Raw genomic sequence first — 26,527 nt, forward strand, 5'->3', positions numbered from 1 at the left:
AAGGCAGGTTACCTACGTGTTACTCACCCGTCCGCCGCTATCCCCGAAGGAACCGCTCGACTTGCATGTATTAGGCACGCCGCCAGCGTTCGTCCTGAGCCAGGATCAAACTCTCCATAAAAGAAAATCTGACTTGCTCATTTGACTTGCTAGCGAGATTTTTCAATCTCATAGAAGAGAGACTTTGACTACGTCAAAGATCCCTATAAAGGGTTGATTGCTCAACCGATTTGCTTACTCACTCGTTGTTCAGTTTTCAAGGAACAATGCTTGTCTCACAACTTTCTCTCGAAAGCCGGAAGACCAATATACCACATCGAATTTCACTTTGCAACTTTTATTTGAAGTTGTTTTTCGTGAATTCCGCGTTGCTCAGAAGCAACTTTTATAAGATACCACAGAGTCCCTACACTTTGCAAGTGCCAAATACAAAAAAATTCGAGACACCCTCCGGCGCCTCGAATTCACCTATTTTATTCGCCTGCACGCTCACGCATCAGCGGGAATAACAGCACATCGCGGATAGACGGCGCATTAGTCAGCAGCATAACCAAACGGTCAATTCCGATCCCGAGACCACCAGTCGGCGGCATGCCGTATTCAAGGGCACGTATGAAGTCTTCGTCCATTTCGTGTGCTTCGTCATTGCCTTGCTCTTTCTCACGGAGCTGTGCTTCGAAACGCTCACGCTGATCGATCGGATCGTTCAGCTCGGTAAAGGCATTGGCATGCTCACGCGCCACGATAAACAGCTCGAAACGATCCGTAAAGCGCGGATCTTCCGGGTTCTTTTTGGCAAGCGGAGAAATCTCCAAAGGATGTCCATAAATAAACGTAGGCTGGATCAACGTTTCTTCTACGAAGGTCTCAAAGAATTGGTTCACAATGTGACCAAATGTCATATGCGGTTCTACCGGAACATTATGCTCCTTCGCCAGACGATGAGCCTCTTCGTTCGACATGTGCACGCTGAAGTCTACACCTTTTACCTCTTTAATCGCATCGACCATGGACACACGTCTCCAGCCGACAGCCAGATTAACTTCGTGATCGCCGTACTGAACAGTCGTTGTGCCCAGCACTTCTTGTGCTATATGCGCAATAACTTCTTCCGTCAGCTTCATAATGTCTTTGTAGTCCGCGTAAGCTTCGTACAGCTCGATCATCGTGAACTCCGGATTATGACGCGTAGAAATCCCCTCGTTGCGGTAAACGCGGCCGATTTCGTACACTTTCTCCAAGCCGCCGACGATCAGGCGTTTCAAGTGAAGTTCAATCGCAATACGCATATGCAGCGGCATGTCGAGCGCGTTGTGATGTGTTTTGAACGGACGTGCGGAAGCACCACCGGCCACGGAGTGCAGCGTAGGCGTCTCCACTTCCAGGAAGCCCAGGGCATCCAGGTAGCGGCGCATGGATTGAATGATTTTGGAACGGAGAATAAACGTCTCCCTGACGTCTTGACTCATAATTAAGTCGACATAACGTTGGCGGTAGCGCAGTTCTACGTCGCTGAGGCCATGGAATTTGTCCGGCAGCGGCAGCAGGGATTTGGTCAACACTTCCAACGATTGAACCTTGATGGAGGTTTCGCCAGTTTTCGTTTTGAAAACGACACCCGTTACCCCGACAATATCCCCAAGGTCAAGCAGATCAAACGCCTGATATTTGTTCGCATCCAGCGCATCTTGGCGCACATAGATCTGGATTTTGCCCGTAATGTCCTGCAGATGAGCGAAGCTGGCTTTACCCATACTGCGTTTTTGCATGATGCGCCCCGCAAGGCTGACTTCGACTTCTGTCTCGTCCAACTCTTCTTTGGTTTTGTCTTGATAAGCGTCCAAAATGTCTTTCGCCGTGTGCGTTCTTACAAATTTGCTGCCGAACGGATCGACACCGAGACTTTGCAGCTCGTCCAATTTGTTGCGGCGAATGACGAGCAGTTCGTTGAGTTCTACTTCCTGGGTCATGGTTTTCATCTCCTACTGTGTATTTGAACCTTCGTAACGCAAAGATAAACGCCCTCGCCGTCCTTTAAGGACGGTAGCGTTTACTGATGACATGGAGCTACTTCGAGGATATTCTTTCCGACATGTGAAAAAAAAGCTTCCTGAGGGAAGCTTTCCAAAAGGCTGCTTGTTACTTTTTAATATCAACAATCTGATACTGAATGACGCCCGCAGGAACGTTAACGTCAACGGTGGCACCCTTTTGCTTGCCGAGAATGGCTTTGCCCACTGGGCTTTCGTTCGAAATCTTGTTCTGCAGCGGATCGGATTCCGCGGAGCCTACAATCGTATATTCCACGAGATCGCCGAATTCCAAATCCTTCAGCGTGACGATTGCGCCTACGCTTACCGTATTCACATCGACATCGTCGTTATTAATAATTCGCGCATTGCGCAGCATTTTTTCTAAAGTGATGATTCTGCCTTCGATAAAAGCTTGCTCATTCTTGGCATCCTCATACTCGGAGTTCTCGCTGATATCGCCGTAGCCGATCGCTACTTTGATTCTCTCCGCGACTTCGCGGCGCTTCACCGATTTCAAATGTTCAAGCTCGTCTTCAAGCTTTCTCAAACCATCTGATGTAAGTATGACCTCTTTTTCAGCCATGCCAACTGATCTCCCGTCATGTGAAAGATTTTCATATCGTTGAATCGATGCATCCTGCTAGGAGTTAGGTCTTTATAGAGCTGATTCAATTAGTATGAATTCACGTTATATAAAAAATTACTTACTCGTTAGTCTTTCAATTTATGCAGGAACACATTAATATTGACTGATTATATTGCAACCGTTTCAAAATGTCAATGTCAACCATTACATGGTGTTAATGGAGGATCGCGGCCTCCGCCGGTGTTCCGGACTTGTCATCTGCAGCATTTGTCGCCAAGTGCTCAACGAAGTCGTTTAGTGTCCGCACCATGTCATCCCGCTTCACGTGCTCCATGAGAACGTCCTTGACGCGCGCAGCGCCAGTCAGACCTTTGAGGTACCACGCCATGTGCTTGCGCATCTCTTTGACCGCCACATTCTCACCTTTAAGCGCAATAAGCCGATCCATATGCAAAATGGCAATACGGATCTTCTCCTCCGGAGTCGGCTCGGCAGGCAGTTCGCCGTTCTCGAGGTATTTCACCGTCCGGTACAGCATCCACGGATTGCCGAGCGCGCCGCGCCCGATCATCACGCCGTCAACGCCGGTCATATCGAGCATGCGCTTGGCATCCTCAGGCGTGACAACATCTCCATTGCCGATAACCGGAATGGAGAGCGCTTGTTTCACCTCGCGGATGATGTTCCAGTCCGCCTTGCCTGTGTAAAGCTGCTCGCGCGTACGACCGTGCACACTGACGGCGCTGCCTCCGCCACGCTCGACCGCTTTGGCATTTTCGACTGCGTAAATATGCTCGGCGTCCCAGCCAATCCGCATCTTGACGGTCACTGGCTTGCTGACGGCCTTCACGACAGTCGAGATCATTTCTTCAATCTTATCCGGTTGCAGGAGCCATCTGGCGCCGGCGTCGCATTTGGTGATTTTGGGTACGGGACAGCCCATGTTAATGTCGATGATGTCAGCGTTCGTTTGCTGATCGACAATTCGAGCCGCTTGCACCAGCGTTTCCGTATCGCCGCCGAAAATTTGCAGACTAAGCGGCTTCTCGCGCTCGTCGACATACAGCATTTCCATGGAGCGCGAATTGCCGTGGACGATCGCTTTGTCGCTGACCATCTCCGCACAGACCAGGCCTGTGCCGAATTCTTTGGCAATCAGCCGGAAGGCTGGATTACATACGCCCGCCATCGGGGCGAGTACAACTTTATTGGGAGCTTCGACATTGCCGATTTTGAGCATCGAAGATTCCACTCCTTTCATCTTGCCACAATGGCAAGCAGTTCTTCGGGTTCTATATGAAGCACTTCGGATATTTTCTGGATCATGTGGGCATCCGGTTTGCGGGTGCCGCGTTCAATTGCGCCCAGAATCGCAATCGAGACGCCCAGCAAATCGGCAAGTTCACTCTGGGTGTAGCCTTTCAATTTTCGGAAAGCGCGAATGCGCTGTGCTATTGTGCTTTTTTCCATAGGATGACGCCTTCCTTTCCTTCCAGTTTCTCCAGATTTGCAGAGATGGATTCAAATGCAGCATCTTGCCGCTCGTAGAGAACCTCTGTGAGAGGAACTAAAACAAAAGCCCGCTCCTGCATCCGCGGATGCGGAACGATCAAGTCGGGGGTTGAGAGCTGATGGTTGCCGTAGAGAAGCAAATCCAAATCTATGGTACGCGGTCCCCAGCGCAGTTCGCGCGTGCGCCCCAGCCGATTCTCGGTGGCGAGCAATGTCGCGAGCAAGGTTGCCGGCAGTAAGTTCGTGTGAATTTGAATCACCATGTTCAAAAATGCGTCCTGATCCACATAGCCAACCGGTTCCGTCTCGTAGATGCTGGAACGACCGGTCACGGTAATGCCCGCTTCCGCATCCAAGAGGCGGATCGCCTCCCGCAAGTATTGCTCGCGGTCGCCCATGTTAGAGCCAAGCGCTACATACGCTGTAATCGATTCGTGTTCGTGTGCTGCATCTGTCATCCTTATGCCTGCTTTCGGTTAATCTCGACGGTGACCCCGTCAAATAAAACAGCAAAGGGCGGATGCGGCTTGATGACGCGTACCGTCACTTCGTTGATACTAGTATAGTGATGCAGGAGCTCGGATGCAATGTTTTCCGCTAAAGCCTCGATGAGCTTGAAAGTCTTGCCTTCGACGATATCCTTGACTCGGAAAAAGACTTCCCCGTAATTGACCGTATCCTCAAGTGCATCCGAACGGCCCGGCTTATCCAGCGGGAGCACGAGCTCGACATCGACGTAGAAGCGCTGACCAAGCTTATTTTCTTCAGGAAATACCCCGTGATTGCCGAAAAACTGCATGCGGGAGAGTGTGATTTTATCCATTGGCGGTGTGCCTCCTAGCTTTCGAAAAGACGATGAATTGAACAACCTCTATAGGGAGCTGCGGATGATGGCGTCTGTCATGACGGCGAGCCGTTTCATCGCCTGCACATCGTGCACACGGACGATGCCGCAGCCCTGGGCAATGCCAAGCGCGACGGTCGCCGCCGTGCCCTCGAGCCGCTCCTCCGGCGGAAGGCCGAGCGTGAGGCCGATGACGCTTTTGCGGGACGTGCCCAGCAGGACGGGATAGCCGAGATCGATCAGAGGGCGGAGATGATTCATGAGGTAGAGGTTCTGCTCATAGGTCTTGGCGAATCCGATCCCCGGGTCTAAAATGATGCGTTCCGGCTTCACGCCGGCTTCGGCTGCCTGTGCGATCATCTGCTGGAGATCGGCCAGCACATCGGGCAGGAAGTCGGTGTACGCCATATCGTGTCGATTATGGGTGAGAATGAACGGGCAGTCGTGCCGTTGTGCGACGGCCGCCATGCGCGGATCTGCGAGGCCGCCCCACACATCATTGATGATGTGGGCGCCGGCCGCCAGCGCCGCATCCGCGACGCCGGCTTTATACGTGTCGATGGAAATCGGCACGTCGACTTCCCGGCGAATCGCTTCAATGACGGGGATGACGCGTTCCAGCTCTTCGTCCTGCGTGACTTTGGCCGCGCCGGGACGCGTGGATTCGCCGCCGATGTCGAGAATGTCCGCACCTTCGGCGACCATTTGTATCGCTCGCTGCACGGCTTTGGCGAGATCCAAGTAGCTGCCGCCATCCGAGAAGGAGTCCGGCGTAATGTTCAAGATGCCCATGATGATCGTCCGATCACCGATGGGCAATTCGTGTCCTTTGCAGATGAGCTTATGTTGCATATGCGTTTCACTTCCTGTATGGGTAGAAATATTACTTATACTGCGCCGTCAATTGGCGCGTAATCGGCCCCGGCCCTCCGATCGTGACGGCCTGTCCACTCGGTGTGTACATTGTACCGACCGGCACGATCTCCTGCACGGAGTTCACAAGAAACACTTCGTCGGCCTCCACCAGGTCCTCCCAGCGATACAGCCCGTCCTGCAACGGGATGCCCCGTGCTGCAGCCAACTTCAACACATGCCCTCGTGTGATGCCCGGCAGGATGCCGGTCTCGAGCGAAGGCGTGTGCAGCGTGCCGTCTTTGACGAAGAAGAGGTTGCTGACGATGCCTTCCGCCACGTAGCCGTCCTCGCTCAGCATCAGCCCCTCGGCCCCGGCGGCCCAGGGGTAGAGGCTGAGCTCTCTTTTCGCCAAAATGTTGTTCATGTAGTGGAAGGACTTAAACCGGTACAAGCCCTCCGGCGTGTTGCGGGGCAGCTTCAGCAGTTGAAGCGCCTTGCCTGCCGAGTACACCTGCTCATCTCGCGGAGGCAGCGGCTTGATATAGATGATTTCCGTCGGCTTCGTATAATCGCCGCCCGGCAGCCCCAACGCCTCGACGCCGGCGGACACAGAGAAGCGGATGTACGCGTCTGTAAGACCATTGGCCTGCAGCAGCTGCGCGATCGACGTTCGAACAGCCGTTTCACTCGCCTCATAGACGATGCCCAGCTCCCGGCAGCCGTCCGCCAAACGTTGCAGATGTTCCGTTAGCAGGAACGGCTCGCCCTGATACGTCCGGAACGTCTCAAACAATCCGATACCGTAAAGAAAACCGTGATCGTAAACCGAGACCACGGCTTGCTGTTCATCTAGTAATGCCCCATTTATGCTAATCATCATGACAGCGTTACGCTCCTGTTTTGGCCGTGCGGCGCAAGAAGTTGCGAAGAATCTGGTGCCCGTGCTGCGTGATGATCGATTCCGGGTGGAATTGCACGCCTTCGATCGGGTACTCTTTATGACGCAGGGCCATAATCTCGCCTTCCGCGGTCTCCGCGCTGATTTCCAGGCAGTCCGGCAAGGTTTCGCGCTTGACGATCAAAGAGTGATAACGGGTTGCAATGAACGGACTCGGCAGCCCTTCGAATAACGTTTTGCCGTCGTGGAACATTTCGGACGTTTTGCCATGCATCAGACGCTCTGCGCGAATAACGTCTCCGCCGAATGCCTGTCCGATGGACTGGTGGCCGAGGCACACGCCAAAAATCGGGATGACGCCTTTGAAGCGCTCGATCAGCGCTAGCGAAATGCCCGCCTCATTCGGTGTGCACGGTCCCGGCGAAATCAAGATATGATCCGGTGCCAGCGCCGCGACGCCATCCAGATCGATCTCGTCATTGCGGCGAACGACGACGTCTTCCCCGATCTCTCCCAAATACTGCACGAGGTTGTACGTAAACGAATCGTAATTATCAATCACTAAAATCATTCTAAGCTCCCCTTTCGTCTGCCCCACAGGGCCTAAGCTCGGCTCATGCTCCGCTCGCTGTATTCGATTGCTTTCCACATTGCTTTCGCTTTGTTGAGGGATTCGGTGTATTCCCGCTCCGGCACGGAATCGATGACGATCCCCGCTCCCGCTTGAATATGCCCCATGCCCTGCGCCGCGACCAGCGTTCGTATAATAATATTAAATTCCATATTGCCGTTATAGTCAATCCATCCCATCGATCCCGTGTACGGACCGCGGCGCACCGGCTCGAGTTCCTCGATAATTTCCATCGTGCGGATCTTCGGCGCGCCCGTAATGGTGCCGCCCGGGAAGGTCGCGGCGATGACATCATACGCGTCCTTGCCCTCCGCAAGCTCACCGACTACTTCGGAGACGATGTGCATGACATGGGAGTAGTATTCGATGACCATAAAATCTTTCACGCGCACCGACCCGTATTTTGAAATACGGCCAAGGTCGTTGCGCTCGAGGTCGACGAGCATAACGTGCTCGGCGCGCTCTTTTTCGTTGTCGATGAGCTCGCCGGCCAGGCGCAAGTCATCCTGCTCGTCCTTGCCGCGCGGTCGCGTGCCGGCGATCGGACGGGTCCGCAGGATCCCGTCCTCGAGCTGCACGAGCAGCTCCGGCGAGCCCGAGACGAGGGCAAAGTCCGCGAAGCGCAGGAGCCCCATGTAGGGCGACGGGTTGACGAGGCGCAGCGCCTCGTAGATTTCTTCCGGCGTCGTCGTAAGACGCCGGCTCTGTCTGACGGACAGGTTGACCTGGAACACGTCACCCTGTCCGATATACGCCTGAATGCGCTGCACCGCCGCGATGTAGGCGGCTTTGTCGAACGCCGGCTCGATGCCGGCGATGGTTTCGACGTCGATGTGCAGCGCCTCGCGCGCCATCGCCTGCCCTTCGCCGCCGCCGTTGAGCGGCGTGCCGGACCAATTGGCTGCGCGCAGCGCGTGCCAGCGAACGAGCATCGCCTCGGCACGCGCGTGCGCGGCTTGGTACAGCCCCGCGAGGGTCTCCTCGTCGCGGGCAGCATCCACGCCGATCGCCGTGTGGACGGCGATGTACAGGCTTTTATCCGTGTGGTCGAGCACCCACACCTCATCATACAGCGCGAAGCTGTAGTCCGGGATCGGCAGATCGTCCGCCGCCTGTTCGGGCAGCTTCTCGATCGTGCGGATGACGTCGTAGCTCCAGTAGCCGACGCAGCCGCCCGTGAATTTCGGGGCGTCCTGCACTTTCGGACTCCGGTAAGGGGCCATCCATGTTTTCACAACGTCGAGGGGCTTGCCTTGCACAGGGATTGCCTGGGAATCCTGACTGTCGAATCTCTTCTCCCGCACTTCTCCAGCTAGCCCTTTTCCCTGAATCGTCGAAAACGGCTTCAGCCCAAAAAACGTGTAACGACCGCCCTTGCCGCTCTCCAGAATAAACGACGTCGGCGACGCGCTCCGCCACGCTTCCTCCCACGACTTCATCCGGTCATCGGCGAGGCCCAATTTGATGATATACGGCAGCATTGAATAGGAAGCGGACCATGTCCGCCATTGTTCCATCGTTGTTAAAATCATACGCACTCCTTACCTTCCATCCGCACCTATAGGTCTGTCCGATGGGTTGAACCCGGTTCGTCGGACAGACTCCAGTTTGTCCATTAGTATACGCTAACGGTCGGCAGAAAAAAAGCCCCCAAGCCGCAAGGCCGGAGGCATGTTCACGATCGAAATTGTTATTGCTCTTCGAATTGGTACAAAGGCGTGGACAGGTAGCGCTCGCCGTTACTTGGCACGACCGCAACAACGCGTTTGCCAGCTCCCAGTTCTTTCGCTACTTTCAATGCGGCGAAGATCGCTGCGCCAGAGGAAATACCACCGAGGATCCCTTCTTCTTTTGCAACGCGACGGGATGTTTCGAATGCATCTTCGTTCTCGACTGTGATGACTTCGTCATAAATGTTCGTGTTCAAAATGCCTGGCACGAAGCCAGCGCCGATCCCTTGAATTTTGTGCGGACCTGGTTTGCCGCCGGACAGAACCGGGGAAGCCGATGGCTCAACCGCATAAATTTTGATGTTCGGGAAGTTCTCTTTCAGTACGCCGCCGGCACCTGTAATCGTACCGCCGGTACCGATACCTGCGATAAAGGCATCAAGTTTGCCGTCATGGCTGTTGATCGCTTCAACGATTTCAGGACCTGTTGTTTCGCGGTGAATTTTCACATTCGCTTGGTTGTTGAATTGCTGCGGGATGAAGTATGAAGGGTTCTCTGCTTGAAGCTCTTCCGCACGTTTGATCGCGCCTTTCATACCTTCCGCCCCAGGTGTCAGCACCAGTTGCGCGCCATAAGCGCGAAGCAGGTTGCGGCGTTCCAACGACATCGTTTCAGGCATAACAAGGATCGCTTTGTAGCCTTTCGCTGCCGCTACCATGGCAATGCCAATACCTGTGTTACCGCTCGTAGGCTCGACAATCGTGTCCCCCGGTTTCAATTTGCCTTCTTGCTCAGCAACTTCAATCATGGAGATTGCAATACGGTCTTTGACGCTAGCACCCGGATTCTGATATTCAAGCTTCACATAAACTTCTGCGCTTCCTTCCGGCACAACGCGGTTTAAACGCACAAGCGGTGTATCGCCAATCAAATCCGTAATGTTCTGAACTAATCTTGCCATAATTAAATTCCCCTCCAGATTAAATAGTGTATGATTTCCGAGTTAACAGGTCGGCTTTAATACTTTTAATATTATCAATGCGCTTACAGGTTGTCAAACAATTTTTGTTGCCTCATTGGCGCAGTTGGGCATCCAGAATGCTGACCTTCCATTTTGCACGCAATTGGTTTACGTAATCCTTCAGTGGAGGCGCCTGCTGCAAAGCCAACTCCCGCCGGACATTTTCCTTGATAAACGCCATATCAGGATTCGGCTGATCCCGCTTCTCCTTGAGGCTCACCACAGCAAACCCTTCGGCCAGCGGCACCGGCTTGCTCACCTGGCCGACTTTCAGTGTCTTAGCGGTCTCCAGCACCGCTGCTTCCACGAAGGGGTCGTCGCCGACCACCCAGCCTAAATCCCCGCCGTTATTGTTTGTCGCGTCATCAATCGAACGATCGCGGGCCAGAATGGCAAAGCTTTCACCCTTTGCCAGCTCAGCGAGCACTTTATTCGCCTGATCCTTGGTCGATACAATAATCTGCAGGATGTGATACTCCGTTTTCCGCTGAAATTCATCGGCATGCGTTTTGATGTAATCATCGATCTCAGCGTTCGTAATTTGAATCGTCAGCGTCGCCAGTTTTTCCAATAAAAGCTTGTTTGCGGCGTCCTCTTGAATCTCCTCTTTCGACATCCCCAGCTGCGTCTGCATGGCCTCATAATACTGCTGCTCGCTCTCATAGCCCTGCTGCATCCGTTTCAGCTCGCGGGCCAGTTCCGCAGCATCCACGGAAACGCCCTGCTCCTGCGCCTCCAGCTGAACGACACGGCGGTCCAGCATTTGCCCCAGCTGCTCAGCCCCATAATGGCGCTTCAGCGCCGCTTCCAGATCGTCCATCGTGATCTCGCGGTCTCCGATTTTGGCGACGATCTGAGCTCCCTTGCCCTCGGCCTGGTGCTGATCAGGCGTCGGTGTCGGACTCGTTAAGGCTGGGCCCCCGCCACGGCTGACCAGCAAGGATGCAAGTACGAGAATAACTACCGCCAACGCGATAATGACGCCCCACAACCGCTTTACGTTCTGCATCCTGTTTCCCTCTTCTATTTCCATATTGCTGCTCTCGCCAGCAGTGCCGCTATGCAAGGCAAATCATGCGCCCCCAAAGTCGCGCGACGTTATGGTTATTGCTCGATCATGCGCTGCAAGTCCTGCTCGTCAAATTGATACGCCTCGTTGCAAAAATGGCATACCACTTCCGCCGAACCCTCTTCGTCCAACATTTCTTGCAGTTCCTGCTTACCAAGCGAGATCAGCGTCGTCTCCACCCGCTCCCGGCTGCATTTGCACTGAAACCGGACGCTCATCTCATCCAACTTGCGGAAGGAAGGCAGAACCGTTTGCAAAATTTGCTCCAACGTTAACCCTTGGCCCAACAAATTGGTGAAGGATGGGATTTGAGCAAGTTCCCCTTCAATCTCGCTAATTTCGCTGTCCGTAAGCCCCGGCAGCAGTTGGATAACGAAACCGCCCGCCGCCAGGATCGTGTGGTCCACATTCACCAGTACGCCTAGCGAGACAGCGGATGGCGTCTGTTCCGACATGGCGAAGTAGTATGTAAAATCCTCCGCCAACTCTCCGGAAAGAATCGGCACACTGCCTTTGTACGGCTCTCTAAGCCCCAAATCTTTTGTTATGTATAAAAAGCCATCCGTGCCCACAGCCGCCGATACATCCAGCTTGCCGTTCGCTTTAAGCGGCGGGTCGACTTCTGGATTGTCGACGTAGCCTCGCACCTCGCCCTTGGCGTTCGCATCGACGACGATCTGACCGATCTTCCCGCCGCCTTTGACTTGGATGATCAGATGCTCATCGCCTTTGAGCATGGCGCCCATCAGTAGCCCCGCAGCGGCTGTGCGCCCAAGCGCCGCCGTTGCCGTCGGCGTTGTTTGATGACGGCGGCTCAGCTCATCAGTGAGCTCCGTCGACTGCACGGCAAACGCGCGTACGCGCCCATCGAGTGCAGTCCCTCGAATTAAGTAATCGCTCATAGCTTTGTCCTTCTTCCTTTATCAAGCCTAGGCATTCTTCTCGTAGATCAATTGCAGACCTTGCAACGTAAGCAGCGGATTCACAATCTGGATCGTCCGCGACTCGCTGGAGATCAGCTCCGCCAACCCGCCGGTCGCAATGACCGTCGGATTCACGCTAAATTCCTGTTTCACCCGCTCGACGATACCGTCCACTTGGCCGACATAGCCGTAAATAATGCCCGCCTGCATCGCGGCAACCGTATTACGGCCTACGACGCTCTTGGGCTTCACCAATTCAATGCGCGGCAGCTTCGCCGCTTTCTGATACAGCGCCTCGGTCGAAATCCCGATGCCCGGCGCAATCGCACAGCCCACCAGTTGCTGCGACGGATCGATGTAGTCGTACGTGGTGGCGGTGCCGAAATCGACGATCAGGCATGGCGCCCCGTACAGCTCTAGCGCAGCGACTGCATTCACGATCCGATCCGCACCAACTTCCTTCGGATTGTCCACGCGCACGTTGAGCCCCGTTTTGATTCCCGGCCCGACGATGAATGGCGATCTTTTCAGATAGTGTAAACAGAGGTTCTCCATTGCATGCATCAACGGGGGCACGACTGAGGAAATAATAACGCCCTCCACTTGATCGAACGCAATGCCTGAATGCTGAAACAGGCTGTGCAGCAGCATGCCGTATTCGTCCACGGTAGCCGAGCGATTCGTGCTAATGCGCCAGTGATGCAAAAGCGTGCGCTTTTTGTAGAGGCCCAGTACAATGTTCGTATTGCCAACGTCAATCACCAGGATCATAGCGCCGTCTCCTTCTGCTCGTTCAGATCCAGAGAAATGTCCAAAGCCTCAACCGAGTATGTCAGGCGTCCTACCGAAATGACATCCACTCCGCTCGCCGCCATCCCGCGAATCGTGTGCAGGTTCACGGAACCCGAGCCCTCTACTACAATATGCGGTGCTTTGTTTTTAATTATGGAAACGGCCTCTTTCATCCGATCCGGCGCCATGTTGTCCAGCATAATGATGTCCGCGCCTGCAGTCAAAGCCTCGTGCAATTGCTCAAAGTTCTCCACTTCCACCTCGATCTTCATCGTATGCGGAATCTGTCCCCGAGCTGCGCTCACCGCCTGCGTAATGCCGCCTGCGCCTTTAATATGGTTATCCTTGATCATAACCGCATCGTACAGCCCGAAACGGTGGTTGTGACCACCGCCGACGCGCACCGCATATTTCTCCAAAAGCCGATGGCCCGGCGTCGTTTTGCGTGTGTCGACGAGCCTGGTCGGCAAGCCTTCCAAAGCATCCACGTACTGGCGCGTTCTTGATGCGATGCCGGACATCCGCTGCATCAAATTCAAGCTCAATCTCTCGCCGAGTAAGATGCTTCGCGTATTCCCCTCTACAACGGCCACAACCGTTCCTCTCGATACAGACGATCCTTCAGCCACTTTTGTTTCAAAACGAAGCGAAGCATCCACGACACCGAACACTTCCCGCGCAATCGGAAGCCCGCAGACGATACCGTCTTCCTTGACGTGGATAATCCCTTTGGATACCTGATCCAAAGGGATTGTTGTGAGCGTCGTCACATCGCCTGTGCCGATATCTTCTTTCAGCCAGAGCCGAATTTGCTCCCGTACGAGTTCCATATTGATATTGATGTCTTGCATTCTAGATCCACTCCTCAATCCTAGCTTCCCCACGCTTGAAAACGATATGCTTCTTCCATTGGGCATCATCGCGCTCCGGGAAATCCTCCCGGTAATGACCCCCGCGGCTCTCTTCCCGCGTGAGCGCCGCCGTTGTCGTCAGCAATGCGACATTGAGCAAATTCGCAAATTCATATTCTTCGCGCTTCGTCATCACAGAATCAAAAAACGACAACTGACGCGCCAATTCTTCATATCCCTTCTGAAGGCCTTTCGCCGTACGCTTAAAGCCAGCATAACGCAGCATCACCTTTTGCAGCTTAAGCCGTTTCTCCACAACCGCCTGATTGGAAATTTCCGTTCTCGGCGCATCGGATTGCGAACGAATCTGAATATCGCCCTTGAGTGGTGGAAGCTCTTGAATCCGTTCAATGATTCTGCGGCCGAATACGATCGCCTCTGACAAGGAGTTGCTGGCCAGCCGGTTCGCCCCATGTACGCCGGTAGACGATACTTCACCGCAAGCAAAGAGTCTGCGAACATTTGTTTCCCCATACAGATCCGTTCTAACCCCGCCCATCATATAGTGGGCAGCCGGTGCGACCGGAATCCAATCCGTAGTCAGATCCAAACCGAAATTGAGACAGGTTTCGTAAATGGTCGGGAACCGATGCTTGATCAGCTCCTCAGATTCATGGGTGATATCCAGATAGACAAACGTAGAACGGCAAGCCTCCATCTCGTCGACGATCGCACGCGCCACAACGTCTCGCGGCGCCAGCTCAAGCTGCGGGTGGTAGCGCTCCATGAAGCGCTCGCCCTTGATGTTGCGAAGGTAAGCGCCTTCGCCGCGCACCGCTTCAGAGATCAGGAATCGGGGCGCGCCCGGGTAGCAAAGAGCTGTCGGATGGAACTGGATAAACTCGACATCCTGAATCTGCGCACCTGCCCGGTGCGCGATGGCGATACCGTCCCCCGTCGCAATATCCGGGTTGGTTGTGTAGCGGAACAACTGTCCCGCTCCGCCGGAACAGAGAACGGTCGCTTCGCCGCGAACAAAAACGCGCTGCCCGCTCGGCTTCTGGACGAGAGCGCCGTAGCACTCACCATCTTGCGTAATGAGGTCGATAACAAAGTGATCGTCCCAAATTTCAATATTAGGATCCTGTTTCGTCCGCTCCGATAAGGCCCTTACAATCTCGGCCCCGGTCGCGTCGCCATGCGCATGCAGAATGCGGCGCTGACTGTGCGCCCCTTCCTTGGTCAGAGCAAGTTCGCCGTTCTCCAGGTCGAACTGGGTGCCCATGCGAATCAGATCATGCACCCCATTCGGACCTTCATGCACCAGAATATCGACCGCTTCCGGCGAACAGAGTCCCGCACCGGCAATGAGCGTGTCCTGCATGTGAAACTCCGGTGAATCCTCGTCGGAGATAACCGCCGCGATCCCCCCCTGGGAATAGCGAGTATTGCTATCGAGCAGCGACTTTTTCGTGATCATCAGAACTTTCTTGGTCTCGCTTGCGCGTAAAGCCGTAAAAAGGCCCGCGATCCCGGCGCCAATCACAATGACATCCGTATGTATATGCGGAATTCCATCTAAATCTACATCCACGAGGTATCTTGGAATCATGCCATCCACCTGTTCTGTCCCATTTCAGCAAGGGCTTGCGCCGACGGATTGCAACGCTTTACCGCTCTGCCCGGGCAAATTTTGACTAGACAAGAGAGCAGCGCATGCTACTTCACTTGTAACATGCGCTCTAAGGACAATCGTGCTTTATCGGCGACATCTTCCGGTACGTAAATTTCTGGCTGCATCGTTTCGAGACATTTCACGATTTTCTTGAGATTGTTTACTTTCATGTTCGGGCATACCAGATACTTGGTCGCAAAGTGGAATTTCTTGTCGGGACTGTCGAGACGCAGTTGATATCCCGTACCGTCTTCCGTGCCGACAATGAACTCCTGGCAATCCGATTCTTTGCAGTATTTGATAATCGCCGTCGTACTGCCGACGAAGTCGCCCATTTTCACAACTTCAGGACGGCATTCCGGATGCACGACAAATTGTGCGTTCGGATACTGAGCCTTCATTTCTTCCACATCTTTGACGGTCAGCATATCATGCGTATTGCAGTAGCCTTCCCAGATGATCACTTTTTTGTTTGTGAATTTTGATACATAGTCACCCAAATTTTTATCCGGTACCCAGATAATCTCGTCCGAGTCAACGGAATTAATCACTTTGATCGCATTGGCCGACGTACAGCAGATATCGGTTTCGGACTTCACATCAGCCGACGTATTGATATAAGCAACAACTTTCGCATTCGGATGCTGACGTTTGAGGGCACGGAGACCTTCCACGTTCACCATGTCAGCCATCGGGCAGCCGGCGCGCTCGTCGGGAATGATCACCGTTTTGTTAGGAGCCAGAATTTTCGCACTTTCTCCCATAAAATGAACCCCGCAGAACACGATGACATCTGCATCGGTTTGCGCCGCTTTTTGCGCCAGCAGGAAGGAATCGCCGCGGAAATCGGCTACTTCTTGAACTTCGTCACGTTGATAATAATGAGCTAAAATAATGGCATTGCGTTCTTTCTTGAGCTGCAGCAGGCGTTCCTTGAGTTCCCTATTCTGCTCCGCCTTACGTTCTAGTGCCAAGGCCTCCATAGTTGCTTCCTCCACCTAGTCCAGGTCGTCGATATAATCGTAGTCTATTTGAAAATAGTATGATCCAATTGAGCCAATTTAACAATCGAATCGTGACATTGCCTCAATGGGGACATCTTCCCAGCGGGCCTTGTGATTGTGCTTGATCTCAACTTGAAACATTTTTCACAATGCTGTGCCGATGGTATGACGTTTTAAAGATTTACAACTAATTTACACATTCTCACATCCCCTGTCAATGCGCAAATCCAGCGAAAAAACAAATAAATCCGGGTACACAGGACGTGTACGCCGGATTTACGAGTTGGCGGTGCATGTTACTCTTCGGTAGTATCGGATTTGGAGTCTTTCGCTTCCTTCTCCTTGTCGAACTCCAATTTATTGCTGTCGCTAGTTTGGCTTTGACCTTGAATATTTACCTTGAAGTCGTCATCAAAGCTATTCAGTCTGCCATTCTCCAAGAGTGCGATAATCTCGTCTTTATCGAGTGTTTCTTTCTCAAGCAGCGTTTGCGCGATGAGGTGAACTTGATCCGCATGCTCTGTCAGGATCTGGCGAGCACGTTCGTAGCAGGAGCGGATGAAGCTTTGCATCTCCTGATCAATCTCGTACGCGATAGCGTCACTGTAGTTCTGCTCGTGACCGATGTCGCGGCCCAGGAACACTTGGCCTTGCGAGCTGCCGAACTGCATCGGACCAAGCTTGTCGCTCATCCCGTACTCCATAATCATCCGGCGCACGATGCCGGTGGCTTTCTGGAAGTCACTGTATGCGCCAGTACCGATTTCGCCGATATACAACTCCTCGGAGACACGGCCGCCTAAGAGACCCGTAACTTTATCCAGCAATTCGTTCTTCGTCTGCATCATGCGGTCTTCGCCCTCTTTGGGGAGCATCATGACATAACCGCCTGCGCGTCCGCGAGGAACGATCGTAACTTTGTGAACCATATCCGCGTTCTCGGCATGGTAGCCGATAATCGCGTGGCCGGCTTCGTGGTAAGCCACGATCCGTTTCTCCGTCTCGGAGATAATCCGGCTCTTCTTCTGCGTACCGACGATGACGCGGTCGAACGCTTCTTCGATTTCCGCCATCGAAATATCTTTGCGATTGCGGCGTGCGGCGATCAGGGCTGCTTCATTCAGCAGGTTCTCCAGATCAGCGCCCGTGAAGCCTGTTGTATAGCGGGACAGGGAATCCAGCTTAACGTCTTTGGCCAGCGGCTTATTGCGCGCATGCACTTTCAGGACCGCTTCGCGGCCTTTGATGTCCGGACGATCCACCGTAATTTGACGGTCGAAACGGCCAGGACGCAGCAAGGCAGGATCCAGAATATCCGGACGGTTCGTTGCCGCGACGATGATAATGCCTTCATTCGCGCCGAAGCCATCCATTTCTACGAGCAATTGGTTGAGCGTTTGCTCACGCTCGTCGTGACCGCCGCCTAGACCGGCGCCACGTTGACGGCCAACCGCATCGATCTCATCGATAAAGATAATACAAGGTGAATTCTTCTTCGCATTCTCGAACAGGTCGCGGACACGGGATGCGCCGACACCGACGAACATTTCCACGAAGTCCGAACCGGAAATGGAGAAGAACGGAACGCCCGCTTCGCCCGCAACCGCTCTGGCAAGCAGCGTTTTACCAGTTCCCGGAGGACCGTTCAGCAGTACGCCTTTCGGAATGCGCGCGCCAACTGCCGCGAACTTGCGAGGATCCTTCAAGAATTCAACAACCTCAATCAGTTCCTGCTTCTCTTCATCCGCGCCGGCAACGTCCTCGAACGTCACTCGCTTCTTCTCTTCATTATATAAGCGTGCACGGCTCTTGCCGAAGTTCATCACTTTGCCGCCGCCGCCCTGCGCTTGATTCAACAAGAAGAAGAACAAGATAAAGATAATGACGAACGGAATAATCGACGTAAGAAAGCTGATCCACACGCTGTCGCGCTCCATCGGACCGTATTCTTCCGTCGGCACGCCATTCGCTTCGATCATTTGCACGACCATCGTCTCATATGGCGCGTGGGTTTCAAACGTTTTCTTATCCGCACCATTCGGCGGTGTAATGTACTTCCCTTTAATGGAGTACGAGTACCCGTCGAACTTCAAGGATACAGACTCTACATTCTTGTTTATTACCGCTTGACGGAATTTATCATACGTGATTAATTCCTTCTGTTCGTTCTGGGTCGAAATAAAATGAACGATCCCCACTGTAACCAAAAATATGAGCAAATAAAAGCCGGTATTCCGGATAATTCGATTCATGGACGAGCCTCCTCTCAAACGGCACACTTTTTTTATTTTACCATATCCCGGTAAAGCGCTACAACCTTACAGAAGTGATGTACCAAAGGGATATGGCGTTAGCTGCTATAGACTTCCGGTTTTAAGATGCCGATAAATGGAAGGTTCCGATACTTCTCTGCATAATCCAACCCGTACCCGACGACAAATTCGTCTGGAAGCTCATAGCCTTCGTAATCCGGCTCAAGCTCGACCGTTCTTCTGGCCGGTTTATTGAACAAGGCCACCACGGAAATCGTCTTCGCGTTGCGCCGTTCAAGCACATCTATGAGATAGCTCAGCGTAAGGCCGCTGTCGATAATATCTTCAACGATCAAAATGTGACGTCCTTCTACAGGCACATCAAGATCTTTGATAATTTTCACAACACCGGACGATTTGGTCGACTGTCCATAACTCGATACCGCCATAAAGTCGATTTCCAGCGGTACACGTATTTGCTTGACGAGGTCGGCCATGAAGATAAAGGCGCCTTTCAGCACGCAAATGACCAACGGATTCTTGCCCTCATAGTCGGCGGACAGCTTCTCACCCAGCTCTTTGATTTTGTCTTGAATTTGTCCTTCGCTGTAAAGAACATCTTGAATGTCGTTGTACAAGGATGAACCCCCTAGTTAATATTATGAATCCTTATAAATTTACATTCGGACGAAGCCAAATTTACAAGGGTTCCTGCAGCGCCAGTCTCACATGCAGCACCCGCTCTGTATGCGCCTCGACAAGCGCGCGGCGGGATCTGCGAAACCCGGCAATCCAGAGTATATGTCCGGAATCGTCAACCAGCAGCGGTATTCGGTCTCTTCGAGTTGACGGCATTTTGGCATCAATGAACATATCCTTCACCTTTTTGGTGCCGTTTAAACCAAAAGGTTCCATTCGGTCGCCGTGCTCACGGCTGCGCAGATGCAGCGGCCAGATCAGCCCGTCCCCGTCCAGATACACGTCCATGTCAGACGATCCGGGAACCGCTGTCTTGTACGCTTCCGCAGACATCCAGCTCAGTATCAGCTTGCCATTCAGCTCCGGCAGGCTAACCTCGCTTGTCTCTCTCGGAATCGCATATGCGTAGGGTCTCGGCTCAGGGGCGTAAGCTTGAAAGTGAATCGATCCATATTCTCTCACAATATAAACCTCTTCATCCACCTGAAGCACTTGATTTGAAACGGGGTCCTTCAGAATCATCTCCCGAACCCGCTCAACCAGCATATATGCCAGTTGCTGCCTATCCGCGCAAAGACAGTTTAATATTAATTTAATCAAACGCCTTTGTAAAGCAACGTGCAGAGGGGTGAAGTCACGCCTCTCGATGCGGTAGCGACCCGCCTCGAACGCTACGATCTGCCTGAGCACTCGCTCGGTTTCGGACGCCATATAGTCGTCCTCCGCCTGCATCATGTCAGCCAATCGGTTCAAGGCCTGCGGCAGCTGCTCATTATAAGCTGTCAGTTTCGGCAGCAGCTCGAGCCGAACCTGATTGCGAGTATATTTGAGCGAGGCATTCGAGCTGTCCTCACAATAAGAAATTGCGTGCACTTTGCAGTAGTTCATGATGTCTGACTTGTATATACGTAAAAAAGGACGAATGAGTTCCACTTTTTTTTCGCGTCTGCGCTCCGGCATCCCGACCAGCCCCGATGGACCGGTCCCCCGCAGCACGCGCATCAGCACGGTCTCCGCCTGATCGTCGGCGTGATGGGCCAGCGCGATGCGCTGTGCACCGTAACGCTCTGCAACATTATGCAGGAACGCGTACCTTTTCTCTCGCGCAGCCGCCTGGGCGTTTAGCGAGGCTTCCTCTATATAGGCCGGCACGTCAATGACGCCGATCTCGCACGGCAGACCAAATCTCGCCGCCAGCCCGGCAACAAAATCGGCCTCGGCGTCCGACTCCGCACCGCGGAACTGATGGTTCACGTGGGCGACGACGAGCCGCCAACCGAATGTCCCGACAAGACGAAACAGGACATGCAGCAGCGCGACGGAATCAGACCCTCCTGATACCGCCACCACTACCACATCTCCTGTCCCGGCGAGATGCTCTTCGCGAATTCGCCTTTCCACCAAGGCGAGTACATCGTTATCCATGCGCGCTTCCTTTCTAACCGTACATCATATACACCGTGAAGGCAAAAAGAAACACCGACGCGGCGAAGCAAATCTGGAGCCACGGCAATTTGAGCTTCGGCGCGGACGCTTTCCGGCCGGACACCAGCCCCTGCCACATCCGCAGCGCCTCCGCCGAGGAAGCGAATTCGCCGCGCAGCGCTTTAAGCAGAAACGGCGAGAGCTGCTGCGCCAGCTTGTTTTCCCGCATGATCGCGGTGAGCTGGTCCAGCTCGCGGTTTTGCGGCAGCATCTTGGCAAAGCCGGCGAAGCGGTTGCGGTGATCCAATGATTTTAACAATAGAATGGCAAATGAAAACAGATCGTAACTTTCCTCCGCCACCCGCTCGCCCATGCTCCAGAATCCGCGGTCGTACACTTCCGTCAGCTGCTTAATGGCCCGCCCCTTGGGCGTCACGCCGCCGAAATCGATCAAATCCACCGCGCCATAGCCGGATACGATCATATTCTCCGTTTTCAAATCGCCGAATACAAAGCCGCTCTGATGAATCTCCGTGAGCTTGCGAAGCAAGTTCGTGCCGATGACGTAGATCCAGTCCTGCCCGCGCTTTTGCAAGTAGTCCGTGATCGTCTGGCCTTCAATATAACGCATCACATAAAAGGAAATGTCCTTCCCCTTCACGGTCATGTCGTCGTTGTCGATCAAGTAGTTACGAAACGAATTATCCTTCCTTGCGATCGCCACCAGCGAGTTGATTTCCGACTGATGGTCGACCGCCTCATAACCGGCTTTCAACGCAAACCGGCTGTTCCCCCTCCGCACCAGTGCGACGATGCCGTTGGAACCTGCTCCAATTATCCGCTCTACGATATAAATGTGGCCGTGCCATTTCCCCTTAATCTCGGAACCTGGACGAAAAGCCTCCTCATACCACGTAGTCACTCAGCATCCCTTCCTCCGTCGTCGCCCCTGAAAGAGGCTTGCCGGTCACGAACTGCAGTGTTTGCTGCAAAGCCGGACCTGTGGGTGTCGTACCCTTCATGTTTATTTTATAGAACATCTTGTCGACATTTGCAAGCTGATTCGTCCAATCGAGGTCCATTTCAAGCTCTTGATCCCGCTGTTTCGTAGACGGAAAATGGAACACCGCCAGCTCGCTCTTCCCGCTCCGCGCCCGCAAGCTCAGCAGCAGATCGTGGATCGCTTCGCGCACCGCAGCCAGCTTCGGCTTCATGCTCGCGCTCGCATCGATTAACAGCGCCACGCGCAGCGACGTCGTTTCGCTCATCTCGTCGATGACGTGCACGACCTCAGCCCGCTTATCCGGCGGCAGCTCCTCGACTTGCGTAATCCCCAGGATGCTCTTCAATTCTTTGCCCACCGCTTGCTGGATCGTGGTCGATACGGTTTTGCGCGTCATCATCTGTACGGTCTGCGACAATTGAGCGGAGGAGACGATCCGGCTCATGCCGCCGCCCGCCGCCGCAATCTCACGAATTTCCTCCGAGCCCAGCACACCCAGCTCTCCCTGATCAATCACGCCGATGACGTTCACGGTCACGCCTTCCGCCTGCGCTTGCGCCGCCGCAATCACGGGACTAACCCCGACATTCGAGCAACCATCCGTAATGAGTAAAATTTGTTTCATCATCTTTGTTCCGCCTCCCGAACGAGTAGATACACTCTAGTAATATATCTTCTAGTTTTTCCATTTTGAGAGGCATCTAATCATTCCGGGGAAAAAGAGCTGACGATCAGGCATACGGTTCGATATGCACGTGCACGTGGTGAACCTGATGTTTGTCGATTAGTTCGTTCTCTACGTTTTCCGTGATGTCATGGCTGTCGGAGACGCTCAGCTCTGATCTGACCGCAATGGTCAGGTCGACGAAAATCTGATTGCCGTGGCTTCTTCCTTTAATATCAAGGACTTTTTCCACGCCGTCTACCGCCGCAATCGTCACCTTGTACTTACGCAGTTCCTCCTCGTCAAAGCCGTCGGTCAGCATGTGCGTCGCTTCCCGGAAAATATCCCAGCCGGTCTTGCAAATCATCCCGCCTACGAGGATCGCCGTCACATTGTCCAGCCAGGCCAGGCCGAGCACACTCATCACAATGCCGACGACTGTGCCGAGGCTCACCCATGCGTCTGATTTATTGTCTGCCGCTACGGCTTTAAGAGCATGGCTGTTCGTTTGCTCGGCGAGCCGCAAGTTGTAACGATAGACGGCGTACATGATGAAAGCCGCAATGGCTGCCGCCACCGCTGCGAGCAAGCTCGGTGACTGCACGTCGCCTCGAATCAGTTTCAACACGGAATTCGTCAGCACTTCCAGTCCTACCGCCACCATGATAAAAGAAGCAACCATCGAAGCCACCGTCTCCGCCCGAGAATGCCCGTAGCGATGATCCGTGTCCGCCGGCTTTTTTGATATTTTCAAGCCGATCAAGACGGCCAATGAAGCGATAATATCCGTTGTATTATTAAGGCCATCCGCCATCAGCGCTTTGGAATCGCCCCAGAAGCCGATCCCCAGCTTCAGCAGCGACAGACCGATGTACACGCCGATGCTCAGCCACGCGCCATATTCCGCCTGTTTCCCTTTCTCCAAGGCCTCCATCCGGGCCGTCCCCACCTTTTCGTATAAGTTCTGTGTCATTATACTAGGCGAACTTCGAGTGGGTCTAGAGAAACAGATTTGCGTGGAGCAACTACTGTTCGCCCCTGGCAACGAAGTTGAAGGGGACAAATCGTTTTGTCTGCGGGCAACTTTCGGCTGACAACCCAAAAAGCCGCACCTGCAAATGAGCAGATGCGGCTAAACGCGTTAACTGACCGTCTTCGGACGCTCCATCCGGGTAATCCCCGGCCAACGGAAGGTGGCCCATTCGGGCTGCCGCTTTTCGACACGGGCGACGACCACCGTCATATCGTCCTGAATCTCGCCATGGTGATGGCGGAAAATGCGCTCGAGCAGGCAATCCGCAAAATCCTGCGGCGCTGTCGTGTCAATCTCCTGGATCATGCGCTTCATCCACAGCTCTTTGTTCACGGCATGGCCCGGCGCATCGTAGATGCCGTCGGTCATCATGACGAGAATATCGCCGTGCTGCAGCGGAATCGATACCAAATCCACCTCGATTTCATTTAAAATGCCCACAGGCAAATTGTTCGCCGTAATCGGGATCACCTCCGAACCCCGCTTAATAAAGCTTGGCATCGAGCCAATCTTCATAAATGTCGTATTGGCGTTGTACATATCAATCAGGGCCATGTCCACAGTGGCGTACATCTCATCCGAGGAGCGCAGCATCAAGACCGAGTTCAGCGACTTGATCGCCAGCTTCTCGTCCATGCCCGACTGCAGCAGCTGCTGCAGGATGTTCAGGGCGGTCTGGCTCTCCGCGTTCGCCCGCTCGCCATTGCCCATGCCGTCGCTCAGCGCAACGGCATACTTGCCATTGCCCAGCTCGACCGTGGAGAAGCTGTCGCCCGAGAAGAGGTCGCCGCCCTTGGCTGCGCCGGCGACACCCGTCGCCACCTCGTATTCTTTGGCGGAGCCGAAGACGACGGTGCTGTAGCCTTCGCCGCGCGGGTGCATCTCCTCCCGCATGACGGCGACGTTCTCGCCGATGATTTCGCTCAGCATCGGCGCAATGATTTTGCGGCATTCATCAAATCCTTTCGTATACTGATGAATAATCTCTATTTCCACATTTCCTTCATCCAAGGAAATGACATCAATGCTGTGAATGGAAAGGCCCAGCTCCTCCAGGGCATTACGGATTTGCTCTTCTTGAAGGAACAGCTCCTGGCCTTCGCGTTTGATTTCTTTCGCCAGGTCCTCCATCACCTGAGAAACGCCGGACAGCTGCTCGGCGACGAGGTGCCGGCTGTCCATGATTTGTTTTTTCCAATGAAGATCATTCTTATAAAGGCCGTACTGCTGCTTCATGACATCGAGCACCTGATCCGTGCGGATACACACCTTCTTCCACTCCGGTGGAATTTGTTTCTTCGTCATCGACTCCTTCTCTTCAATTTGGGTCATCATGTCGGTCATGTAGGTATAGGTTTGATAGAACCGCTGATCCCAGCACTGACTCTTCTTCCAGCACGATTCGCAAGCTTTGCTTGCGACCGCATCCATGAAATGCCCGACATCCTCCTCTCTTCGCGTGACGGAATCATCCGTCGTCAATTGCTTGAAACTGCGGGATAGCTGGCGAAACACCTCTGAGAATTGTTCCACGCGGCCTGCGGTCACATCCCGCACCCGCTTGGCGTAGTCCTGCTGCGATTTCAAATTTTCCTGCGTGCCCGGCACGTATTTGGCCAACATGACGATGAGACTGCGCGGAGTCAGTAGAAACAGAACAACGGCGGCGAGCGACTCCCAAGTCGAATGAATGACATCCGCGCTCGAGCCGAGGTAAAATGAGAGAATCGACGACCCCAGCAGCATCCCGAACGCCACCAGCAGGCGGTTCCCTTCCTTGAGGAGACCCGCGAGCATCCCAGAAAAAGCCAGTAAACTCATTTGATAAACCGCATTGCTGTTCGCGAGGCTGAGAATCAAACCCGTGATCACCCCCACCGACGCACCGAACGGCGCTCCGCCAACCAGCGCGAATAGGAGGATCAGATAGCGGGACAATACATGCTCCACCGTGACAGGGCCTGCTACCCAGCCTACGGTCCCTGTCATCACGGAGGCTAAGAGGATAATTAAACAGATAATTTCTTCGTGTTTCAAATGATAGTTTTTGCGGGTAAGTGTAAAAACCGGGATCGCCTGTACGAAAATCATCGTAAGCACCAGGCTCAGCAGCGCCTCCACCGTGATCATCATCAGCGAGTACCACGTGAAGTTGATCCCGACCAATTGGGCAAAAAGCTGAACGAGAAAGGTTGAGGCAAACACCAGCAGCGGCGCGAACGAGATGTCGGAGCGTTCGAATTTTTCGATCGCCTTTTGGAGAAGGAGGAAGACGAGCATTTCCGTCACTAAATAACCCGTGTGCGCGTTCACGGCCAGCAGGCTGCCGGCGAAGGCGGCGATGCCGACCCAGTGCAGTATATCTTTTCGCGTAAAATAGATAACCGCCAAGAATGCTAGCGCGAACGGAGACAGTTGTTCCAGAATCATGGCTCGACCCAGCAGAAAGCCCATTAGGATGAGTAAGAATGTCCACTTCTTGGCCACAAACGCTTGTACCCAGCGATTTTCTACAGCCGTACTACGGGCGCCAACCTTCGCTTTGTGCCACACGCCTGCCCAACCGTCACTCAACACTACACCAATGCTTCGTCTTTGCATATTCTCGAACACCTTCCATTTCTCCCGTGATTTGTTTCTCTAGTATAGGGACAATCTAGCAGAAAGTTTGTCAGAATCAGTTGCTAGATTCAAAAAACTTTCCGACAAGACGCGATGGTCGTGTCAACGGGGCTCAGCCCCCGCCCTGACTGGGTTGTTCATATGAGAAACGTTTCCAGAAGTCTGAAACGCTCGAACTTTCGTCACGCGCATGCGGGAGATACCCGTAAGACGGTGTCGATTGGGGCGGCGGTTCGTCCGACACAAATGTCAGGTCAGACGACTGCCCGACCCAACCTTACTTGCCTGTTCGGGTCTGCCCTCCCTCTTCGGACAAGTGCAGGTAGGCCGTCGCTAACGGTTGCTATAGTGACTATTTGATGCCAAATGCCACTATTCCGAGGCTAACGGTTATGTCAGCGGCTATTTAGACGAAATCGGCTAGATTCCGCTGACATTTAGGCAAATAAGCGCCGTGGCAACCG

The 26,527-nt window shown here is 53.6% G+C and carries 24 protein-coding genes and 1 rRNA gene; all 25 read right to left on the bottom strand.

The genetic code is table 11. The features are described from left to right. Positions 1 to 121, bottom strand: a 16S ribosomal RNA gene (locus tag EJQ19_RS29260); the annotation flags it as partial. Between the two features lie 352 nt (positions 122 to 473). Beyond that, entirely contained in the window at positions 474 to 1,970 is a 1,497-nt protein-coding gene (lysS, locus tag EJQ19_RS29265) for a lysine--tRNA ligase (protein WP_126144774.1), read from the bottom strand. Between the two features lie 169 nt (positions 1,971 to 2,139). Next, the gene (gene greA, locus EJQ19_RS29270; RefSeq protein WP_126144775.1) at positions 2,140 to 2,616 is read right to left on the bottom strand and encodes a transcription elongation factor GreA; all 477 of its coding nucleotides are present in this window, start codon (positions 2,614 to 2,616) and stop codon (positions 2,140 to 2,142) included. Between the two features lie 217 nt (positions 2,617 to 2,833). After that, positions 2,834 to 3,859, bottom strand: coding sequence for a tRNA dihydrouridine synthase DusB (gene dusB / locus EJQ19_RS29275; protein WP_126144776.1), 1,026 nt, complete (start codon positions 3,857 to 3,859; stop codon positions 2,834 to 2,836). A gap of 17 nt (positions 3,860 to 3,876) precedes the next feature. Beyond that, positions 3,877 to 4,089: a helix-turn-helix domain-containing protein gene (locus tag EJQ19_RS29280; protein WP_126144777.1), complete on the bottom strand. Its 213-nt coding sequence runs from the start codon at positions 4,087 to 4,089 to the stop codon at positions 3,877 to 3,879. After that, positions 4,071 to 4,589, bottom strand: coding sequence for a 2-amino-4-hydroxy-6-hydroxymethyldihydropteridine diphosphokinase (folK, locus tag EJQ19_RS29285; RefSeq protein ID WP_126144778.1), 519 nt, complete (start codon positions 4,587 to 4,589; stop codon positions 4,071 to 4,073). The genes EJQ19_RS29280 and folK overlap by 19 nt, the downstream gene beginning before the upstream one ends. Before the next feature lie 2 nt (positions 4,590 to 4,591). Beyond that, the gene (gene folB, locus EJQ19_RS29290; protein WP_126144779.1) at positions 4,592 to 4,954 is read right to left on the bottom strand and encodes a dihydroneopterin aldolase; all 363 of its coding nucleotides are present in this window, start codon (positions 4,952 to 4,954) and stop codon (positions 4,592 to 4,594) included. A gap of 48 nt (positions 4,955 to 5,002) precedes the next feature. After that, the gene (gene folP, locus EJQ19_RS29295) at positions 5,003 to 5,827 is read right to left on the bottom strand and encodes a dihydropteroate synthase (protein WP_126144780.1); all 825 of its coding nucleotides are present in this window, start codon (positions 5,825 to 5,827) and stop codon (positions 5,003 to 5,005) included. A 31-nt stretch (positions 5,828 to 5,858) separates the two neighbouring features. Continuing rightward, positions 5,859 to 6,710 (bottom strand): aminodeoxychorismate lyase, encoded by an 852-nt coding sequence (gene pabC, locus EJQ19_RS29300; protein WP_126144781.1) that lies wholly within the window; start codon positions 6,708 to 6,710, stop codon positions 5,859 to 5,861. 7 nt (positions 6,711 to 6,717) lie between these two features. After that, positions 6,718 to 7,299, bottom strand: a complete 582-nt coding sequence (gene pabA / locus EJQ19_RS29305; RefSeq protein WP_126144782.1) for an aminodeoxychorismate/anthranilate synthase component II — start codon at positions 7,297 to 7,299, stop codon at positions 6,718 to 6,720. 32 nt (positions 7,300 to 7,331) lie between these two features. Further along, complete coding sequence (locus tag EJQ19_RS29310; protein WP_126144783.1) at positions 7,332 to 8,891, bottom strand: anthranilate synthase component I family protein; 1,560 nt, start codon at positions 8,889 to 8,891, stop codon at positions 7,332 to 7,334. Between the two features lie 158 nt (positions 8,892 to 9,049). Then, entirely contained in the window at positions 9,050 to 9,991 is a 942-nt protein-coding gene (gene cysK, locus EJQ19_RS29315; RefSeq protein ID WP_126144784.1) for a cysteine synthase A, read from the bottom strand. Positions 9,992 to 10,103: 112 nt separating this feature from the next. After that, on the bottom strand, positions 10,104 to 11,060 hold the full coding sequence (locus tag EJQ19_RS29320; RefSeq protein WP_126144785.1) for a peptidylprolyl isomerase: 957 nt from the start codon (positions 11,058 to 11,060) through the stop codon (positions 10,104 to 10,106). A 95-nt stretch (positions 11,061 to 11,155) separates the two neighbouring features. Then, positions 11,156 to 12,022: an Hsp33 family molecular chaperone HslO gene (gene hslO, locus EJQ19_RS29325; protein WP_126144786.1), complete on the bottom strand. Its 867-nt coding sequence runs from the start codon at positions 12,020 to 12,022 to the stop codon at positions 11,156 to 11,158. 27 nt (positions 12,023 to 12,049) lie between these two features. After that, positions 12,050 to 12,814 (bottom strand): type III pantothenate kinase, encoded by a 765-nt coding sequence (locus EJQ19_RS29330; RefSeq protein ID WP_126144787.1) that lies wholly within the window; start codon positions 12,812 to 12,814, stop codon positions 12,050 to 12,052. Next, positions 12,811 to 13,686 carry a carboxylating nicotinate-nucleotide diphosphorylase gene (gene nadC, locus EJQ19_RS29335; protein WP_126144788.1) on the bottom strand — a complete coding sequence of 292 codons (876 nt, stop codon included), beginning with the start codon at positions 13,684 to 13,686 and terminating at the stop codon, positions 12,811 to 12,813. The genes EJQ19_RS29330 and nadC overlap by 4 nt, the downstream gene beginning before the upstream one ends. 1 nt (position 13,687) lies before the next feature. After that, the gene (gene nadB, locus EJQ19_RS29340) at positions 13,688 to 15,298 is read right to left on the bottom strand and encodes an L-aspartate oxidase (RefSeq protein ID WP_126144789.1); all 1,611 of its coding nucleotides are present in this window, start codon (positions 15,296 to 15,298) and stop codon (positions 13,688 to 13,690) included. Between the two features lie 107 nt (positions 15,299 to 15,405). Beyond that, positions 15,406 to 16,344 (bottom strand): quinolinate synthase NadA, encoded by a 939-nt coding sequence (gene nadA, locus EJQ19_RS29345; protein WP_126144790.1) that lies wholly within the window; start codon positions 16,342 to 16,344, stop codon positions 15,406 to 15,408. Positions 16,345 to 16,661: 317 nt separating this feature from the next. Further along, positions 16,662 to 18,617, bottom strand: a complete 1,956-nt coding sequence (gene ftsH / locus EJQ19_RS29350) for an ATP-dependent zinc metalloprotease FtsH (protein ID WP_126144791.1) — start codon at positions 18,615 to 18,617, stop codon at positions 16,662 to 16,664. A 98-nt stretch (positions 18,618 to 18,715) separates the two neighbouring features. Next, positions 18,716 to 19,255, bottom strand: a complete 540-nt coding sequence (hpt, locus tag EJQ19_RS29355) for a hypoxanthine phosphoribosyltransferase (RefSeq protein WP_126144792.1) — start codon at positions 19,253 to 19,255, stop codon at positions 18,716 to 18,718. A gap of 61 nt (positions 19,256 to 19,316) precedes the next feature. After that, positions 19,317 to 20,741, bottom strand: a complete 1,425-nt coding sequence (gene tilS, locus EJQ19_RS29360) for a tRNA lysidine(34) synthetase TilS (protein ID WP_126144793.1) — start codon at positions 20,739 to 20,741, stop codon at positions 19,317 to 19,319. Between the two features lie 13 nt (positions 20,742 to 20,754). Next, a complete protein-coding gene (locus EJQ19_RS29365; RefSeq protein ID WP_126144794.1) occupies positions 20,755 to 21,663 on the bottom strand; it encodes a protein kinase domain-containing protein in 909 nt (302 codons plus the stop codon). After that, positions 21,647 to 22,369, bottom strand: a complete 723-nt coding sequence (locus EJQ19_RS29370) for a vWA domain-containing protein (protein WP_126144797.1) — start codon at positions 22,367 to 22,369, stop codon at positions 21,647 to 21,649. The genes EJQ19_RS29365 and EJQ19_RS29370 overlap by 17 nt, the downstream gene beginning before the upstream one ends. Positions 22,370 to 22,475: 106 nt before the next feature. After that, positions 22,476 to 23,342, bottom strand: a complete 867-nt coding sequence (locus tag EJQ19_RS29375; RefSeq protein WP_126144795.1) for a cation diffusion facilitator family transporter — start codon at positions 23,340 to 23,342, stop codon at positions 22,476 to 22,478. A gap of 207 nt (positions 23,343 to 23,549) precedes the next feature. Next, on the bottom strand, positions 23,550 to 26,042 hold the full coding sequence (gene spoIIE / locus EJQ19_RS29380) for a stage II sporulation protein E (protein ID WP_126144796.1): 2,493 nt from the start codon (positions 26,040 to 26,042) through the stop codon (positions 23,550 to 23,552). Between the last annotated feature and the right edge of the window lie 485 nt (positions 26,043 to 26,527).

The sequence above is a fragment of the Paenibacillus whitsoniae genome (assembly GCF_003955665.1).
GTDB classification, from domain to species: Bacteria; Bacillota; Bacilli; order Paenibacillales; family NBRC-103111; genus Paenibacillus_E; species Paenibacillus_E whitsoniae.

Excerpts from the sequence above, each read along its gene's own strand:
- lysS (WP_126144774.1), bottom strand. The coding sequence starts at position 1,970 with ATGACCCAGGAAGTAGAACTCAACGAACTGCTCGTCATTCGCCGCAAC.
- greA (WP_126144775.1), bottom strand. The coding sequence starts at position 2,616 with ATGGCTGAAAAAGAGGTCATACTTACATCAGATGGTTTGAGAAAGCTT.
- dusB (WP_126144776.1), bottom strand. The coding sequence starts at position 3,859 with ATGCTCAAAATCGGCAATGTCGAAGCTCCCAATAAAGTTGTACTCGCC.
- EJQ19_RS29280 (WP_126144777.1), bottom strand. The coding sequence starts at position 4,089 with ATGGAAAAAAGCACAATAGCACAGCGCATTCGCGCTTTCCGAAAATTG.
- folK (WP_126144778.1), bottom strand. The coding sequence starts at position 4,589 with ATGACAGATGCAGCACACGAACACGAATCGATTACAGCGTATGTAGCG.
- folB (WP_126144779.1), bottom strand. The coding sequence starts at position 4,954 with ATGGATAAAATCACACTCTCCCGCATGCAGTTTTTCGGCAATCACGGG.
- folP (WP_126144780.1), bottom strand. The coding sequence starts at position 5,827 with ATGCAACATAAGCTCATCTGCAAAGGACACGAATTGCCCATCGGTGAT.
- pabC (WP_126144781.1), bottom strand. The coding sequence starts at position 6,710 with ATGATGATTAGCATAAATGGGGCATTACTAGATGAACAGCAAGCCGTG.
- pabA (WP_126144782.1), bottom strand. The coding sequence starts at position 7,299 with ATGATTTTAGTGATTGATAATTACGATTCGTTTACGTACAACCTCGTG.
- EJQ19_RS29310 (WP_126144783.1), bottom strand. The coding sequence starts at position 8,891 with ATGATTTTAACAACGATGGAACAATGGCGGACATGGTCCGCTTCCTAT.
- cysK (WP_126144784.1), bottom strand. The coding sequence starts at position 9,991 with ATGGCAAGATTAGTTCAGAACATTACGGATTTGATTGGCGATACACCG.
- EJQ19_RS29320 (WP_126144785.1), bottom strand. The coding sequence starts at position 11,060 with ATGCAGAACGTAAAGCGGTTGTGGGGCGTCATTATCGCGTTGGCGGTA.
- hslO (WP_126144786.1), bottom strand. The coding sequence starts at position 12,022 with ATGAGCGATTACTTAATTCGAGGGACTGCACTCGATGGGCGCGTACGC.
- EJQ19_RS29330 (WP_126144787.1), bottom strand. The coding sequence starts at position 12,814 with ATGATCCTGGTGATTGACGTTGGCAATACGAACATTGTACTGGGCCTC.
- nadC (WP_126144788.1), bottom strand. The coding sequence starts at position 13,686 with ATGCAAGACATCAATATCAATATGGAACTCGTACGGGAGCAAATTCGG.
- nadB (WP_126144789.1), bottom strand. The coding sequence starts at position 15,298 with ATGATTCCAAGATACCTCGTGGATGTAGATTTAGATGGAATTCCGCAT.
- nadA (WP_126144790.1), bottom strand. The coding sequence starts at position 16,344 with ATGGAGGCCTTGGCACTAGAACGTAAGGCGGAGCAGAATAGGGAACTC.
- ftsH (WP_126144791.1), bottom strand. The coding sequence starts at position 18,617 with ATGAATCGAATTATCCGGAATACCGGCTTTTATTTGCTCATATTTTTG.
- tilS (WP_126144793.1), bottom strand. The coding sequence starts at position 20,741 with ATGGATAACGATGTACTCGCCTTGGTGGAAAGGCGAATTCGCGAAGAG.
- EJQ19_RS29370 (WP_126144797.1), bottom strand. The coding sequence starts at position 22,369 with ATGAAACAAATTTTACTCATTACGGATGGTTGCTCGAATGTCGGGGTT.
- EJQ19_RS29375 (WP_126144795.1), bottom strand. The coding sequence starts at position 23,342 with ATGGAGGCCTTGGAGAAAGGGAAACAGGCGGAATATGGCGCGTGGCTG.
- spoIIE (WP_126144796.1), bottom strand. The coding sequence starts at position 26,042 with ATGCAAAGACGAAGCATTGGTGTAGTGTTGAGTGACGGTTGGGCAGGC.